Consider the following 16,048-nt stretch of genomic DNA (forward strand, 5'->3'; position numbering starts at 1 on the left):
ACTAGCGCAGCGGGCGGCCGCCGTCCACGGCAAAGGTTCTGCCGGTGACATAGCAGCTGGTGAGCAGGTAATCCACGAGGTCGATGACCTCTTTCTCGCCCGGGGCGATTTTCATAAGCGACTTATTCAGCGCCTGCTGGCGATACTCCGCATCATCGTTTTCGTTAAACAAAATCATCGCCGGGGCGATGGCGTTCACCTTCACCTCGGGCGCAAGCTTGCGGGCAAACGAGCGCGTCATATTATCCAGCGCGGCTTTGCTGGCCGCGTAGGCGATGTGCTTGTCGCTTCCGCGCTCCACCACATAATCAGTGAAGTGAATGATGTCGCCCGCAGCATGCCCATGGCCGCGCAGCAGATCCTGCAGAGCATGGTTGAGCAGATAAGGGGTATTAACGTGGATCTGCAACATGGCGGAGAGCGTTTCGCTGAGTGACGTACCGGGTTTTTCGGCACGCCATGCGCTGGCGTTATGGATCACGGCGCGCAGCCCCGTCGTGGTGGACTTCACCTCTTCCGCGAAAGCCAGAATGCCTTCATCGGTTGAAAAATCAGCCTGAATGCAGACAGCACCGGCTTTGCGTAACCCTTCAATCGACGGGTATTCCGTACGGTAGCTGACAATGACAGGATGGCGAAGGTTGAGAAAGTGATGGGCAAGAGCGAGGCCGATACGGCGGCCTCCACCGGTAATCAGTATTGGGCGAAGCGGTGCATTTCCCATCGTATTCTCCTTTACAGTTCAACAATGGGAAAGGCGATGCTATCCCATTAACATCCAGGTTGCCGGCAGGGCAGCAACCAGTAGCAGTCCAATTAATGCCATCTCACGGCGTTTCAGCGCATTCTCCAGCTGATGCGTGCGGCGGGCGTAGATAAACACCAGCAGACCCGGTGCGTACAGCACTACCGACAGCAGCAGATGCATAGGCCCGGAAGCATACAACAACCACAGGCCGTAAATACAGGCTCCGACACCCACGACATAATGCGCCGGGCGTGTGGCAATTTTTAACAGATACGCACCCACTAAGAAATAGGGTACCAGAATCATCTCCGAGGCGATGGTCAGCAGCGTGTTATAGTCTGAACCTGTGAGCCAGATCAGCACCAGGCAGACCTGAACGCTGATGTTGGTCAGCCAGAGTGATGCCGATGGCGCGCTGTTTTTGTTTTGACGGGCGAACAGGCGTGGAAACGCCTTGTGCGTCGCGGCCAGGAACGGCACTTCAGCCGCCATGATGGTCCAGCTCAGGTAAGCGCCGCAGACGGAGACGATCAGTCCTGCAGCAATCACCACATCGCCCCAGGGACCGAGCATTTTCACCATCAGGCCTGCCATTGACGGGTTACGCATTTCCGCCAGCTCAGGACGCGCCACCACGCCCAGCGACAGCAGCGTCACCAGCAGATAGACCCCGAGCGCGGCCAGTACGGCCAGCAGCGTGGCGCGGCCCACATCGCGTTTATTCCGCGCACGGGCAGAAACCACGACCGCACCTTCCACACCGATGAACACCCACAGGGTAATCAGCATCGTGTTTTTCACCTGCTCCCAGACGGGAACGCCCAGCGCAACGCCGCTGAAATCGAGCTTGAATACGTCCATACGGAACGCAATAAAGGCCAGAACAATAAACAGGCCGAGCGGAACCAGTTTCGCCAGCGTCGCCACCAGATTGATGCTGGCGGCCGTTTGTACGCCGCGTAATACCAGCCAGTGGACGAACCACAGCAGCACCGAGGCGCCCACAATAGACTGCCAGGTATTCCCGTCGCCAAAGAGACGCAGCTCTGGCGTATCGGTAAAGAAACTGAGCGCCGAGAAGACGATCACCAGATAGGAGACGTTGGCGATAACGGCACACAGCCAGTATCCCCATGCGGAACAGAAGCCAATCAGCTCGCCGAAACCTTCACGTGCATAGGTGAAAATGCCGCCGTCCAGGTCCGGGCGAATGCGAGTGAGGAGCAGCATGGCGAAGGCCAGTAGCAGTATTCCGACACCCGTAATGCCCCAGCCAATGATGAGCGCGGAAGGGCTCGCGACGGCCGCCATATTTTGCGGCAAACTGAATACGCCTGCACCCAGCATTGAGCTTAAAACGAGTGCAGTCAGAGCACTCAGGCCAAGTTTCTTTTCCATTGGCTTCCTGTTATGAAAGGTCAAAATCCAGAATAATTATTTCGCTCAGGCGCATAAAAATGGTGGATCACACTAAGGCGCGGGATTTTACGGAGTGTAACGAAAGCATGCAATGACGTGTGGCAGAAATTCAAAAAAAGTAACAAAAAAGGCGGCATTGCGCCGCCTTTCTTAAACGATTTTGTTACTTGTACAGATCGGCGCTGATGGTCACGTTATTACCACGTTCCTGCCACTGGCGGGTGATGTGGTAGTACTTCGCCCCTTTCTTAGCCGCACGCTTCGCGACCTGGTAAGAAACTTCCGTCATGTTGCCGTAGTTGCCGGTAAACTTGATGCTGTCGAACGGCACCATCTGCGCTGCAGTGGCGTTGTTCAGCTCTTCAATTTTGGTACCGTCCGGCAGCGTAACGGAATAGCGACCACCTTTCGTGGACTGCGTTTCGAAGAAACGGCCCACTTCAGCGCTTGGGGCAGCCGTCGTTGCTACGCCTGGAATTTCAACTTTCTTCGCTTCTTCGCCGCCTTTTGCTATTGCCGCGCGACCTGCTTCTGAATTCGCCGGGATGGCATCCGGGCTCTGCAGAACACGTTTTTTCGCATCTTTTTTATAGATGAACGCGGTAATACGCTGGTTGCCACCCTGGTTAGCATCGACCTGACGCACGATGAAGAAAGAGTAGGCCCCTTTCTCTTTCGCGGCTTTGGTGATGGCATCGTTCACTTCAGGCTGGCTGCGATAGAAGCCCTGAACGGTGACGGTGTCGTAAGGTTCCAGCTCAATCGCCTGATCTTTCGGCAGTTCAACAACACCGTTGATCACGCGGTTTTTCGGTGCGTCAGCTTTTGGCGCATTGTCTTTGAACAGCGCAATGGTCACGCGCTGGTTACCGCTGTTGCCGTAATCGGACTGGTCAACGACATAAAACGAGGCCGCCCCGTTTTTATCAGCAGCTTTTGATGCCGCGGCGACGGCGTCGCCAATAGAATTATAACGACCCACAATGACCGTATGGTCAAAAGGTTTTAACGCTGCCGCTTGCTCCGGCGTTAACTCTGTTGCGGCATTCGCAGACAGGGCGGTCGCGGAAAGAAGTGCGGACGCCAGGAGTGTGTTCTTAAGCTTCATAAAAATGATCCTTCGCCTTGCGCAAACCATGTACTGGTATTGTTGTTAATTTGAGACGGTCCCGATTATTGCATTTAAAACCCGTCGCTGTCTGCGCCATTTTTCACTGCCCGTGCTTACTGAATCACCTTATTCGATAACATTTAGTGATATGTTGAAAAAACACGCGTTTGACAAGTAAAACTGATAAAGCATATGACTTTTACAAGTTAATTTAATGTTAATAAGTTGTTCTCTTATGGCGCTATATCATGTTTTTACCGCTTCGCTTACGCGATTTATCGGTTCTGGCGATGAATTTAAGGTAAATATCACTGTCAGTGACGCCGATCGCTTATTTTTCACAGATAAAGTAAGAAATAGTGTTTTCTGGCGGTAGATCACGGGCGCTATTTTCAGTAGGTTATAGACAGTTTGTTACTGTTTTATTTTCCGGGGTTAATCATATCTCGTCGCTCGCGCGATGGCGAAAATTGATACAAACCGCGGGCATTTATCGATAAACCATCATCAAAAACCGATGGAAGGGAAAACTATGCGTATTGGGGTACCAAAAGAACGGTTAGCCAATGAAACCCGCGTAGCGGCAACACCGAAAACGGTGGAGCAACTGCTTAAACTGGGTTTTACGGTCGCGGTCGAAAGCGGCGCAGGCAAACTGGCGAGTTTCGATGACGAGGCCTTTATCCAGGCTGGCGCAGAAGTGGTCGACGGTGCTGACGTCTGGCAGTCGCCGGTGATTCTGAAGGTCAACGCACCGGAAGAGAGTGAAATTGCGCTGCTGAATCCCGGGACGACCCTGGTGAGCTTCATCTGGCCTGCGCAAAACCCGGAGCTGATGGAGAAGCTGGCGGCCCGTGGCGTGACCGTGATGGCGATGGACTCCGTGCCGCGCATTTCGCGCGCGCAGTCGCTGGATGCCTTAAGCTCCATGGCAAACATTGCCGGCTACCGCGCCATTGTTGAAGCGGCCCACGAATTTGGTCGTTTCTTTACCGGTCAAATCACCGCCGCGGGTAAAGTCCCTCCGGCGAAAGTGATGGTGATTGGTGCGGGCGTAGCGGGCCTTGCCGCCATCGGTGCGGCAAACAGCCTGGGCGCTATCGTACGCGCCTTTGACACCCGTCCTGAAGTAAAGGAACAGGTTCAGAGTATGGGGGCCGAATTTCTTGAGCTGGACTTTAAGGAAGAGGCAGGCAGCGGTGATGGTTACGCGAAGGTGATGTCCGAAGCCTTTATCAAAGCCGAAATGGAACTCTTCGCTGCCCAGGCGAAAGATGTCGACATTATTGTCACCACCGCGCTTATCCCCGGTAAACCGGCACCGAAGCTGATTACCCGTGAGATGGTTGACTCCATGAAATCGGGCAGCGTGATTGTCGACCTGGCCGCCCAAAACGGCGGTAACTGTGAATATACCGTACCGAATCAGGTGACCACGACCGCGAACGGCGTGAAGGTGATCGGTTATACCGACCTGCCGGGCCGTCTGCCAACGCAGTCTTCTCAGCTCTACGGCACTAACCTCGTCAACCTGCTGAAGCTGCTTTGCAAAGAGAAAGACGGCAACATCACCGTCGATTTTGACGATGTGGTGGTGCGCGGCGTCACCGTGGTCCGTGAAGGTGAAATTACCTGGCCTGCGCCGCCTATTCAGGTTTCTGCTCAGCCTCAGGCGGCAGCGAAAGCGGCACCCGCGCCAAAAGAACCCGCCAAACCGGCTTCTCCGTGGCGCAAATACGCGATCATGGCGCTGGTGATTATTCTGTTCGGCTGGCTGGCTGACGTCGCGCCGAAAGAGTTCCTCGGCCACTTTACCGTCTTCGCGCTCTCCTGCGTCGTAGGCTACTACGTGGTATGGAACGTCTCCCATGCGCTGCACACGCCGCTGATGTCGGTAACCAACGCCATCTCCGGGATCATCGTAGTGGGGGCGTTACTGCAGATTGGTCACGGCGGCTGGATCAGCTTCCTGAGCTTTATCGCGGTGCTGATCGCCAGTATCAATATTTTCGGTGGTTTCACCGTGACTCAGCGCATGCTGAAAATGTTTCGTAAAGGCTAAGGGGTAGCATATGTCTGGAGGATTAGTGACAGCCGCATACATTGTTGCTGCAATCCTGTTTATTTTCAGTCTGGCGGGGCTTTCCAAACACGAAACGTCTCAGCAGGGGAATAACTTTGGTATCGCCGGGATGGCGATTGCGCTGATTGCCACCATCTTCGGGCCGGATACCGGCAACGTGGCGTGGATCCTGGTAGCGATGATCATCGGCGGCGCGATTGGTATTCGCCTCGCGAAACGCGTTGAAATGACCGAGATGCCGGAGCTGGTCGCTATTCTGCACAGCTTCGTGGGTCTGGCGGCGGTGCTGGTGGGCTTCAACAGCTACCTGTATCACGAACCGGGCCTGGAACCGATTCTGGTGAACATCCACCTGACGGAAGTGTTCCTCGGTATCTTCATCGGTGCGGTGACCTTCACCGGCTCTATTGTCGCGTTTGGCAAACTCCGCGGGAAGATCTCCTCTAAACCGCTGATGCTGCCAAACCGTCATAAGCTGAACCTGGCGGCGCTGGTCGTGTCGTTTGTACTGCTGGTGGTCTTCGTGCGTACCGAAAGCGTCGGTCTGCAGGTGCTGGCGTTGCTGGTGATGACCATCATCGCGCTGGCGTTCGGCTGGCACCTGGTGGCGTCCATCGGCGGTGCGGATATGCCGGTGGTTGTCTCGATGCTGAACTCCTACTCCGGTTGGGCGGCAGCGGCGGCAGGCTTTATGCTGAGCAACGACCTGCTGATCGTCACCGGTGCGCTGGTGGGTTCTTCCGGTGCGATCCTGTCTTACATCATGTGTAAGGCGATGAACCGTTCGTTCATCAGCGTTATCGCCGGTGGTTTCGGGACCGATGGTTCTTCTTCCAGTGCGGATGAAGAAGTGGGTGAGCACCGTGAAATTTCTGCGGAAGATACCGCAGACATGCTGAAAAACTCGCATTCCGTAATCATCACTCCGGGATACGGCATGGCGGTGGCGCAGGCGCAGTATCCGGTGGCGGAAATCACCGAGAAGCTGCGCGCGCGGGGCATTAAGGTTCGCTTTGGTATTCACCCGGTGGCAGGGCGTCTGCCTGGACATATGAACGTGCTGCTGGCGGAAGCGAAAGTGCCTTACGACATCGTGCTGGAAATGGATGAGATCAACGATGATTTCGCCGACACCGACACCGTGCTGGTTATTGGCGCCAACGATACCGTTAACCCTGCTGCACAGGACGATCCGGGTAGCCCAATCGCCGGTATGCCGGTTCTGGAAGTGTGGAAGGCGCAGAACGTGATTGTGTTTAAACGCTCCATGAATACCGGCTATGCCGGGGTTCAGAACCCGCTGTTCTTCAAAGAGAACACCCACATGCTGTTTGGCGATGCCAAAGCCAGCGTGGATGCGATTCTGAAATCACTCTGACAGGGTAAAGCCCGGTGGCGCAAGCTTACCGGGCCTACCAAACCCGTAGGCCGGGTAAGGCGAAGCCGCCACCCGGCAAAAAAAAACCGCCGGTTCCCCGACGGTTTTTTTTCATCTTGCTGGTTAATCGTCTTCCGGATCGTCCAGCTCAACCGGCGTCTGGTACTCATCCGGCTTAATGACCAGCAGGTCGCAGCGCAGATGGTCGATTACCTGTTCGGCGGTATTGCCGAGGAACGCGGCAGAAATACCGGTTCTGCCAATTGTGCCCAGCACCACAATCCCCGCCTGCAGGTGTTCCGCCAGGTCCGGGATCACCTCTTCAGGCAGCCCTTTTTCCACGTGGGTCATTTTCTCATCAATGCTGAATTTCTGGCGCAGCGCTTTCATGGCCAGCAGGTGCTGACCGCGGATCGCGTCGTTGTACACGCTCGGGTCAAATTCAGGCAGCTCAATGGCAATGTTAATCGGGGTGACCGGATAGGCGCCCACCAGATGCACTTCGGTATGATTCACCTGATCGGCAAGCTGGAGGGTCTCCTTCACCAGCTTCTCGTTCAGCGAATTGTGGTAATCCTCTTCGCTCGCGAGGTTTACCGCCACAACGGCTTTCCCGCCTTCAGGCCACGGCTGGTCTTTCACCATCCAGACCGGGCAAGGGCATTTACGCAGCAAGTGCCAGTCGGTCGGGGTGAAGATCACGGATTCCAGCTTGTCGTGCTGGTGCGCCATCTTCAGCAGCAGGTCGTGCCCACCGGCGACAATCTCCTGGATGATGGCTTCGAAAGGTCGGTTATGCCAGACCACTTTAATATCAATGGGCACACCCGCTTCCAGGTAATACTTCGCCTGTTCACGGATCCACGCGGTACGCTGGCTGATGACGCCCTGACGCATAGCGGTGCGCTCGTCAGGCGACAGAAGGGTGGTCATCTCATACGAGAAGTCATAGATCGGCAAAAACGCTTTGATTTTGCCACCAATCCGTTGATGTAAATACACAGCACGTCGTAATGCCGGCTGATCGTCCTGATTCGGATCGATAGCTACCAGCATGTTTTGATACTTGGCCATACAGGTCTCCTTACTACTGTCACCACAGTCTGTAATTAAAAGAGTAACCTATATATCCTGAATGAAACAGAGGGGAGGTTTTGCCAGATCAATAATTCATGAAAATTTATCAGAGGAAAAGCACCGTGGTCGTCACCGCGATAAACGCAATAAACAGCAGCACCATCACCGCTATCGCAAAGGTCGTGGAGTCCTGAACGTAGGTTTTTTCCTCCCCCTTCATCGGGCCGACAAGCATGATCCAGATGAAGATAAAGGTCACTGAGGCGATCACGACTGAAACGAAAAACAAACTTTCTCTCAATTCATAACCTCAACGAGAACCTTTCGGGCGCTGTGTGGGGACTTACTACGGTGAAAATATCTTGAAACGAAAGTGATTATACCAGACCAATAAATCACAAGAATTTATCAGTCTGGTCATCAACAGGTGGAAAGTTATGCCACGTTGCGGGCGTGCCCGGCAAGAACGGCCAGCGCTTCACCGTTTTCGATAGTGATGTATTTACCTTTAACGGCCAGCATCCCGCTTTTCTGGAAACGACCCAGCAGACGGCTGATGGTTTCCACGGTGAGACCCAGGTAGTTACCGATATCGCCACGCGTCATCGTCAGACGGAATTCACGCGGCGAGAAGCCACGCTCGGCGAAGCGGCGGGAGAGGTTGTAGATAAACGCGGCCAGGCGCTCTTCTGCATTCTTTTTGGAAAGCAGCAGGATCATGTCCTGATCGCCTTTGATCTCACCGCTCATCAGACGCATCATCTGCTGACGCAGGTTAGGCATCTTACCGGACAGATCGTCCAGGGTTTCAAACGGGATTTCACAAACCATTGAGGTTTCGAGTGCCTGAGCAAAGCTCGGGTGATGGCCCGTGCCGATAGCATCAAAGCCCACCAGATCGCCCGCCAGATGGAAGCCGGTGATCTGCTCATCACCCTGTTCGGTGATGGTGTAGCTCTTGATGGTGCCAGAACGGATAGCATAGAGCGATTTCAGTTCGTCTCCCGCTTTAAACAGCGTCTGCCCTTTCTGAATAGGCTTTTTGCGCTCGATGATATTATCAAGCTGATCGAGTTCATGCTCATTCAGGGTAAACGGGATACAGAGCTGGCTGATGCTGCAATCCTGGCAATGGATAGCACAACCGCCAGACTGAATGCGTCGTATAATTCGCTTTTCCGGGATCATAGGTTTGCTCAAGCCTTAATTGATATTGGTCAATTTTAACATCTTTTTGGTAAGTACGTAAGCCTGACAAACCCTCAATAAGGACAAGAGACGGCAACGTGTCGCCATCTTCTTGAAATTCCACAGCTTGATTATGGATTTTTACCCTAACCGGTAGAAAATTAAGCACAAAAAGCCTGGGAACTAGAGCAAGAGATACCCTTCGTGACGCAGCAGCCACTCTTTTCGCTGCACGCCACCGGCATAGCCTGTCATGGTACCGTTACGGCCAATGACGCGATGGCAGGGTACCACGATGCTCACCGGGTTAGAGCCGTTCGCGGCACCCACCGCGCGTGCTGCTCCTGCGCGGCCTAGCTGCTCCGCAAGCTGGCCGTAATGCATGACCTGCCCGCACGGAATCGAACGTAGCGCCTGCCACACTTCGCGCTGAAAAGGCGTGCCTGCCGTGGCGGTCGGCAGAGTATCGATGATGCTGAGATCGCCTTCGAAGTACGCCGCAAGCTTGTCGCTCAGCCCGCCCGGATTGGTGGCGCGGATACGTTCATATCCCTGTGAGCGGTAGTGAATCGCAAGCAGTTCTTCCATGCGGTCGCTGTGCTCTTCCCATTCGACGGCGCGCAGGCAGAACTGCTCGTCCGCGATCACCCACAGCGGCCCGAGCGGCGTCGCAATCTTGTCTTCGAGTAATCTCAGCATCCTCATTCCTTTAGTTCAGCCTCGGGTAAATCCCCGGCCCAATCGGCAGGCCGACAAGATACCATGCCACCAGCATCACCAGCCATACCCCTAAAAAGATAAGCGGGTAGGGTAAAACCAGCGAATAGTAGGTACCCAGTTTGGCCTCGGGTTTATAGCGCTGCAGGAAGCCTAAAAACAGCGGAACAAACGGCGAAACCGGCGCCAGCGGAATAACCGAAGAGTCCGCGATGCGGAACAGGATCTGCGCGAAAGCCGGGTGGAACCCCAGCATCATAAACATCGGTACGAAGATCGGGGCCAGAATCGACCAGATGGCGGAACCGCTGGCGATAAACATGCACAGCAGGGATGACAGAAGCGCCAGGCCGACAAACGCCGGTACGCCGCTTAATCCGGCAGCCTCCAGCGCGTCGGTCAGGCCCACGGCCATAAACTTGCCCATGTTGCTCCAGTTAAACATCGCCACAAACTGCGCCAGCGGGAACACCATCACGATAAAGCCCGCCATCTCCTTCATCGGCTCGATCATCAGCTGCGGCAAATCGCCCTGACGGCGGATTTTGCCGGTAGCGATACCGTAGGCCAGCGAAACGACAAAGAAGAAGAGGATAATCAGCGGCACAATGCCCTGAATAAACGGTGACGGCAGGACCGTATGTTTAACCGGATCGCGCAATATGCCGTTTTCCGGGACCACCATCAGCGCCACCAGCGCGATAAAGGCCAGCGAGACCACGCCAGCCACGCGCAGGCCGAAGCGCTGCTCTTTGCTCAGGGTCTCCAGCTTTTCATCGCTACGGCCTTCCCATTTACCCAGGCGCGGCTCGACGATCTTATCGGTAATCAGCCCGCCGACAATCGTCAGGACAATGACCGAGCAGGCCATAAAGTACCAGTTGTCGATCACGCTGACGTGCATGGACGCATCGATGGTCTTCGCCGCCTCCGTGCTGATGCCCGAGAGCAGCACGTCGGTGGTGACGATCAGCAGGTTAGCGGTGAATCCGCAGCCCACCCCCGCAATCGCCGACAGCAGGCCCGCCACGGGATGACGACCGACGGCGAGGAAAATCAGCGCCCCCATCGGCGGCATGATCACCAGCGCGGCGTCGGAGGAGATATGGCTGAAGAAGGCGATAAACAGCACCATGTAGCTCGCGTACCGCGCGCTGACGTGGGAAGCCATCTTCACCATTAATGCGGGCAGCAGGCCAACGCGTTCTGCCAGCCCGGCACCCAGCACAAGCGCCAGAATGGCGCCCAGCGGGGCGAAACCGCTGAAGTTTTTGATGACGTTAGGTAAAAACCAGTGCAGCCCGTCAACGCTGAGCAGGTTTTTCACTGCCACCAGACTGCCATCGGCCGGGCTGCGCACGCTCACGTCAAAGGCGGAGAGCACGGCGGTGGCGACCATCAAAATCACGATCAGATAGATAAACAGCAGGAAAGGGTGCGGCACTTTATTGCCGATCCTTTCAACCCAGCCATAGAGCTTACCGGATGGGGAATGCGAAGGTATGGATGACATACTCATGGGCGTTCCTCGGGAGTGTTGTGTTGTTGTGTTTTTTTATTTTAAAGGTGACGGTGTCACGCCCTGTGGGATCGGACACGCGTACGGTTTTTCTTGTAATTGTTGTTCGAACTCTTCACGGCATTTGTTCAGCAGCGCTGCGTCCAGCAGCAGATTGAGCGCGGTCGCACCCATCACTTTTCCGGCCAGCAGCATGCCTTTGTGAGCAATGGAGGTACGCCCCTGGGACACCAGCTGCCAGGTGTGCAGCGGCGTGCCGACGGTAAAGCAGGGGCTGAAGCACTGGGCGACCGGCATTTTCCAGCTGACGTCGCCCACGTCCGTTGAGCCCGCCAGCACGTTGTCGGTAATAGCGTAGGGCGCGACTTCATCCACCAGCAGCGTCGCCTGATGACGACGGGCAAAGGCTTTACCCGCTTCGCCACCCGTGGCGGCAATATTTTTCAGGCTGTTTTGCAGATCGTTGGGCGTCAGGGTGGCGCGGATCTGGCGGGCAAACTCTCGCTCCTCATCGGTCCACTCCGGCGTGCCGTAGTGCTGCAGGGCGCGATACATCGCCGCCTCGAGCGTGCGGTTCGGCAGGTAGCTGGAGCAGGCTTTATCAAAGCGGCATTCGACGGTAGTTTCGGTCATCAGCGCCGCGCCCTGGGCGATTTTCTCGATGCGCTCGTAGATCTGCTGCGCATCGGCCATCTCCGGGGCGCGGATCAGGTACAGCACCTCGGCCTGCGCCTGCACCACGTTGGGCGAAATCCCGCCGGTATCGGTAATGGCGTAATGGACGCGCGCTTTCTCGATAATGTGTTCGTTAAGGAAGTTGGTGCCGGTGGTCATCAGCGTCACGGCGTCCAGCGCGCTCCGTCCCAGGTGAGGGGAGTTGGCCGCGTGCGCCGCCACGCCGTGAAAACGCCAGGCGGCCTGAATATTCGCCAGCGTGCTGACGTTAAACATCCCGGCGAAGGCTTCCGGGTGCCAGGTGACGGCGGCATCGACGTCATCAAACAGACCTTCGCGCACCATAAAGGTTTTCCCGGAGCCGCCTTCTTCACCGGGACAGCCGTAAAAACGCACCGTTCCGCTGCCGCCGTGCTGCTCCAGCCAGCTTTTCACCGCCACCGCGCCCGCCAGCGCCGCGGTGCCTAAGAGGTTATGCCCGCAGCCATGGCCGTTGGCTCCCGGTGTGGCGGTCTGCGCGGTCGCGGAGTGTGCCTGCTGGCTTAACCCGGCCAGCGCGTCGTACTCGCCCAGCAGGGCGATAACCGGTTTCCCGCTGCCGAAGCTGGCGATAAACGCGTTGGGGATGCCGCCTGCCTCGCGGATCAGCGTGAAGCCTTCTGCTTCCAGCTCGCTGGCCAGTCGTTCTGCGGACCAGAACTCTTCAAAGCGGGTCTCGGGACGATCCCAGATCGCGTCGGCAATATCGGTTAACGTCCGACATCGCGTATCGATCGCATCGGCAATAAAAGCGTAGTTCTCCTGCATTACACACCTCGCGTCCACGGGAAATTAAGCGCAGTTCGCGCCAGCGTTTCGATGGCGACAGGCATGACCTGCTCATCGAAGTCGAATTTTTCGTTGTGATGTCCGGCGCTCAACTCCGTGCCAAACACCATATAGGACGCCATACCGCCGTTCTGCTGCACGCGCGCCATCATCAGCGTGGCGTCTTCGGAGCCTGCTGGCGCCTTCACCTTATCGATGGCGTGAACAACCCCGGAAACCTGGCTCGCCTGCTCGCGCAGATAATCCACCCAGGCCGGCGTCGGTGCGCTGGAGGTGGCGGCCCCCATCAGGCGCACCTCGGCGCTCACGCCGTAGAGCGCCGCCGCGCCGGTAATGACCGCCTGCGCGCGTTCAAAGACGTACTGATTAATCGCTTCGCTTTCGCCGCGGGTTTCAACTTTGATCAGAGCATTGGCGGGCACCACGTTGCGTCCGCTGCCCGCCTGCATCACCCCGACGTTCACCCGGGATGCGCCGTCGCTGTGCGGGGCAATGCTGTGCAGAGCGAGGGTGGCCTGCGCGGCGGCGAGCAGGGCGTTACGACCGTCCTCCGGCTTACCGCCCGCGTGTGCGGCCACGCCGGTGAAGCTCACGTCGAACTTGGTGGTGGCCATAAAGTTATCGCTGCCGCAGATCACCGTTCCGGCAGGCACGCCAGTACCAATATGGATAGCCGTGAAATAGTCCACGTCGTCCAGCGCCCCGGCGGCAACCATGGCGCGCGCGCCGCGCGTACCTTCTTCGGCGGGCTGGAAGATCAGCTTGATGGTGCCGTTCAGCCGGGCTTCATTCTGCTTAAGCACCTGCGCCAGCCCCAGACCAATGGTGGTGTGGCCGTCGTGCGCGCAGGCGTGCATCATTCCCGCGTTGCAGGAGGCAAACCCGTCGCGGAACGGACGATGGCTGTCGTCGAGCGCTTCGCTTAAATCAAGGGCGTCCATGTCCACGCGAAACGCCAGGGTTGGACCAGGGCGGCCGGTATTCAGGGTGGCCACAATGCCGGTAAAGCCGCCTTCAAACGGCGCCTGCCATTTCTCAGGCGCGCCCTGCGCCCGCGCACGGGCAAACTCATGCGCCAGGGTAGCGGCATCGGGCAGCCCCATCCGGCTTTCGGCATCGACCACGTCGCGCCCCATCGCCAGTTCGTAACCCAGCGAGTCCAGGATTTCCGCGACTTTCGCGGCGGTACGAAACTCTACCCAGCCGGATTCCGCGAAATGGTGAAAATCACGACGCCATGCGCTCAGCTGCGGGGGTAACGTCTGGATGTACTGCGCCAGTGTGTCCATATCTGTTCCTGTCATCATTAAAATATGTGAACTGCTTCACGCTGTGATAGTTTTTACTTATCACTAACCGATTTTTCACAGTTTTAACCGTTCAGGAATTACCCTCGCACATCCCTTTCCATTAAAGTAGATGACAGTTTCTTTACTCTGATAAACAACGGTTATCGGTCGGGCTATGTCATTTCAGATTAAATTTCATCAAATCCGGGCGTTTGTTGAGGTTGCGCGTCAGGGCAGCATTCGCGGTGCCAGCAGAACGCTGAATCTTTCCCAGCCGGCGCTGACCAAATCCATCAAAGAGCTGGAAGAGGGCATGGCGGCGCAGCTTTTCGTGCGCAGGAGTAAGGGCGTCGCGTTGACGGAATGCGGTGAGGGTTTTTACCAGCGTGCCAGGTTGATTCTGGAAGAGCTGCGCGCGGCGCAGGATGACATTCGTCAGCGGCAGGGGGAGCTGGCCGGGCAGATCAACATCGGGATGGGGGCCAGCGTTTCACGCAGCCTGATGCCCGCCGTCATTACCCGCTTTCACGCGCAGCATCCGCAGGTCAAGGTGCGGATTATGGAAGGGCAGCTGGTATCGATGATCAATGAATTACGCCAGGGCGAACTGGACTTCACCATCAATACCTATTATCAGGGGCCTTACGACCAGGAATTTACGTTTGAAAAGCTCTTCGAAAAACCGTTTGCGGTATTTTGTCGGGAAGGGCATCCGGCGACGGGAGCAACGTCGATTAATGAACTTCTGCATTATAACTGGACAATGCCGACGCCGCGGGGAAGTTATTATAAGCAGTTAGAAGAGGTATTTAGCGATCGCTCGCAAATACCGCGAATTGGCGTGGTCTGCGAAACCTTTTCCTCCTGTATTAGCCTGGTCGCGCAAAGCGATTTTTTAAGCATATTGCCGCAGGAGTTGGGATGTGACCCGCTTCTGGCGCACCGTCTGGTCATGCTGTCGGTTGTCGAGTCGCTTCCAAAAGCAGCATATTATTTAATTCAGCGCCGTGATTCACGTCAGACGCCCCTTGCCGAATCATTAATTACGCAATTCAGAAGGGAAGCAAGGAAAATAGTTGTGGCGTGAAAAGCCGACCATAAAAAACAGGGTCTGTCCGACATCTGACAGACCCTCCAGTACACACAGCAGTGCGTCCTTTCGCCAATCCTGAGTATTATATCCATGAAGCAGGTATATTTAGGTATAACACCTTTCCCGCAAAATGAAAGGATATTGAGTGTTTGATTTTACGAAAATTTAACACAAATCACTTATTTCATCTTTGCTGAAATTTTAGTTAAGTCATATTTAAGTTTATTTTATAAATACTATATATATTCATCAGGTTAATATTTGTTGCGCACGACGGCCTGTAACGGTGATTGAGGCCTGTCCCGGGCGCAGGTATAGTACCGTCCTCAGCTGTAGCCGGAGGATGCCCATGAACCCTGACGACAAATCCTTTTTTCTTGACGCCATGGAAGATGTCCAGCCCCTGAAGCGCTGCGCGGATATTCACTGGCAGCCCAGCCGCAATACCCGGGCGCGCGAGGAGGTGGATAATGAACAGCTGGATAACTTCCTGACGCTGGATTTTCTTGACGTTCTGCCCCTCGAAGAGCCGCTGGCGTTCCAGCGCGAAGGGGTGCAGCAGGGCGTTATCGATAAGCTGCGCTCGGGTAAATATGCCCGCCAGGCCAGCTTAAACCTCCTGCGTCAGCCTGCCGAACGCTGCCGTCAGATGCTGTTTTCTTTTATCTGCCAGGCCAGACGTGACGGGTTACGTAACCTGATTATTATTCACGGGAAAGGGCGGGAGCAGAACTCGCATCCGAATGTGGTGCGCAGCTACCTGGCGCGCTGGTTAACCGAGTTCGAGGATGTACAGGCCTTCTGCGTGGCGCTGCCGCATCACGGCGGCAGCGGGGCATGTTACGTTTCACTGCGAAAATCCGATGAAGCAAAACAGGAGAACTGGGAGCGGCACGCCAAGCGCAGCCGCTAGCGGGCGATAT

General features: G+C 55.9%; 14 protein-coding genes. 4 read left to right on the top strand and 10 right to left on the bottom strand.

The window, feature by feature from the left end; translation table 11 throughout:
• Nucleotide 1 precedes the first annotated feature (1 nt).
• The 3 genes from folM to ydgH form a co-directional block, all read right to left on the bottom strand.
• A complete protein-coding gene (gene folM, locus AC0TNG_RS16600; RefSeq protein WP_061715397.1) occupies nt 2–724 on the bottom strand; it encodes a dihydromonapterin reductase in 723 nt (240 codons plus the stop codon).
• A 39-nt stretch (nt 725–763) separates the two neighbouring features.
• The gene (locus AC0TNG_RS16605) at nt 764–2,146 is read right to left on the bottom strand and encodes an amino acid permease (RefSeq protein WP_023335474.1); all 1,383 of its coding nucleotides are present in this window, start codon (nt 2,144–2,146) and stop codon (nt 764–766) included.
• Between the two features lie 184 nt (nt 2,147–2,330).
• Complete coding sequence (gene ydgH / locus AC0TNG_RS16610) at nt 2,331–3,275, bottom strand: DUF1471 family protein YdgH (RefSeq protein WP_024909331.1); 945 nt, start codon at nt 3,273–3,275, stop codon at nt 2,331–2,333.
• Nucleotides 3,276–3,810: 535 nt separating this feature from the next.
• Between ydgH and pntA the strand changes: the two genes are divergently transcribed.
• On the top strand, nt 3,811–5,340 hold the full coding sequence (pntA, locus tag AC0TNG_RS16615) for a Re/Si-specific NAD(P)(+) transhydrogenase subunit alpha (protein ID WP_024909330.1): 1,530 nt from the start codon (nt 3,811–3,813) through the stop codon (nt 5,338–5,340).
• Nucleotides 5,341–5,350: 10 nt separating this feature from the next.
• Nucleotides 5,351–6,739 carry a Re/Si-specific NAD(P)(+) transhydrogenase subunit beta gene (pntB, locus tag AC0TNG_RS16620; protein ID WP_024909329.1) on the top strand — a complete coding sequence of 463 codons (1,389 nt, stop codon included), beginning with the start codon at nt 5,351–5,353 and terminating at the stop codon, nt 6,737–6,739.
• 123 nt (nt 6,740–6,862) lie between these two features.
• On the opposite strand, the gene uspE is transcribed toward pntB, so the two are convergent.
• The 7 genes from uspE to AC0TNG_RS16655 form a co-directional block, all read right to left on the bottom strand.
• Nucleotides 6,863–7,813: a universal stress protein UspE gene (gene uspE, locus AC0TNG_RS16625; RefSeq protein WP_024909171.1), complete on the bottom strand. Its 951-nt coding sequence runs from the start codon at nt 7,811–7,813 to the stop codon at nt 6,863–6,865.
• A gap of 109 nt (nt 7,814–7,922) precedes the next feature.
• The gene (locus AC0TNG_RS16630; protein WP_014883604.1) at nt 7,923–8,105 is read right to left on the bottom strand and encodes a hypothetical protein; all 183 of its coding nucleotides are present in this window, start codon (nt 8,103–8,105) and stop codon (nt 7,923–7,925) included.
• 146 nt (nt 8,106–8,251) lie between these two features.
• A complete protein-coding gene (fnr, locus tag AC0TNG_RS16635; RefSeq protein WP_006174991.1) occupies nt 8,252–9,004 on the bottom strand; it encodes a fumarate/nitrate reduction transcriptional regulator Fnr in 753 nt (250 codons plus the stop codon).
• A gap of 183 nt (nt 9,005–9,187) precedes the next feature.
• Nucleotides 9,188–9,703: a methylated-DNA--[protein]-cysteine S-methyltransferase gene (ogt, locus tag AC0TNG_RS16640; protein ID WP_032651063.1), complete on the bottom strand. Its 516-nt coding sequence runs from the start codon at nt 9,701–9,703 to the stop codon at nt 9,188–9,190.
• 10 nt (nt 9,704–9,713) lie between these two features.
• On the bottom strand, nt 9,714–11,240 hold the full coding sequence (gene abgT, locus AC0TNG_RS16645) for a p-aminobenzoyl-glutamate transporter (protein ID WP_248272159.1): 1,527 nt from the start codon (nt 11,238–11,240) through the stop codon (nt 9,714–9,716).
• A gap of 36 nt (nt 11,241–11,276) precedes the next feature.
• Complete coding sequence (locus AC0TNG_RS16650) at nt 11,277–12,722, bottom strand: M20 family metallopeptidase (RefSeq protein ID WP_417927274.1); 1,446 nt, start codon at nt 12,720–12,722, stop codon at nt 11,277–11,279.
• Nucleotides 12,722–14,032, bottom strand: a complete 1,311-nt coding sequence (locus AC0TNG_RS16655) for a M20 family metallo-hydrolase (RefSeq protein ID WP_473712775.1) — start codon at nt 14,030–14,032, stop codon at nt 12,722–12,724. Before AC0TNG_RS16655 ends, AC0TNG_RS16650 begins: the two co-directional genes overlap by 1 nt.
• Before the next feature lie 175 nt (nt 14,033–14,207).
• On the opposite strand from AC0TNG_RS16655, the gene AC0TNG_RS16660 reads away from it, so the two are divergent.
• Nucleotides 14,208–15,119: a LysR family transcriptional regulator gene (locus AC0TNG_RS16660; RefSeq protein WP_473702418.1), complete on the top strand. Its 912-nt coding sequence runs from the start codon at nt 14,208–14,210 to the stop codon at nt 15,117–15,119.
• 355 nt (nt 15,120–15,474) lie between these two features.
• Nucleotides 15,475–16,038: a DNA endonuclease SmrA gene (smrA, locus tag AC0TNG_RS16665; protein WP_473712776.1), complete on the top strand. Its 564-nt coding sequence runs from the start codon at nt 15,475–15,477 to the stop codon at nt 16,036–16,038.
• Nucleotides 16,039–16,048: the final 10 nt, after the last annotated feature.

The organism is Enterobacter sp. PL_is514 (assembly GCF_055816715.1).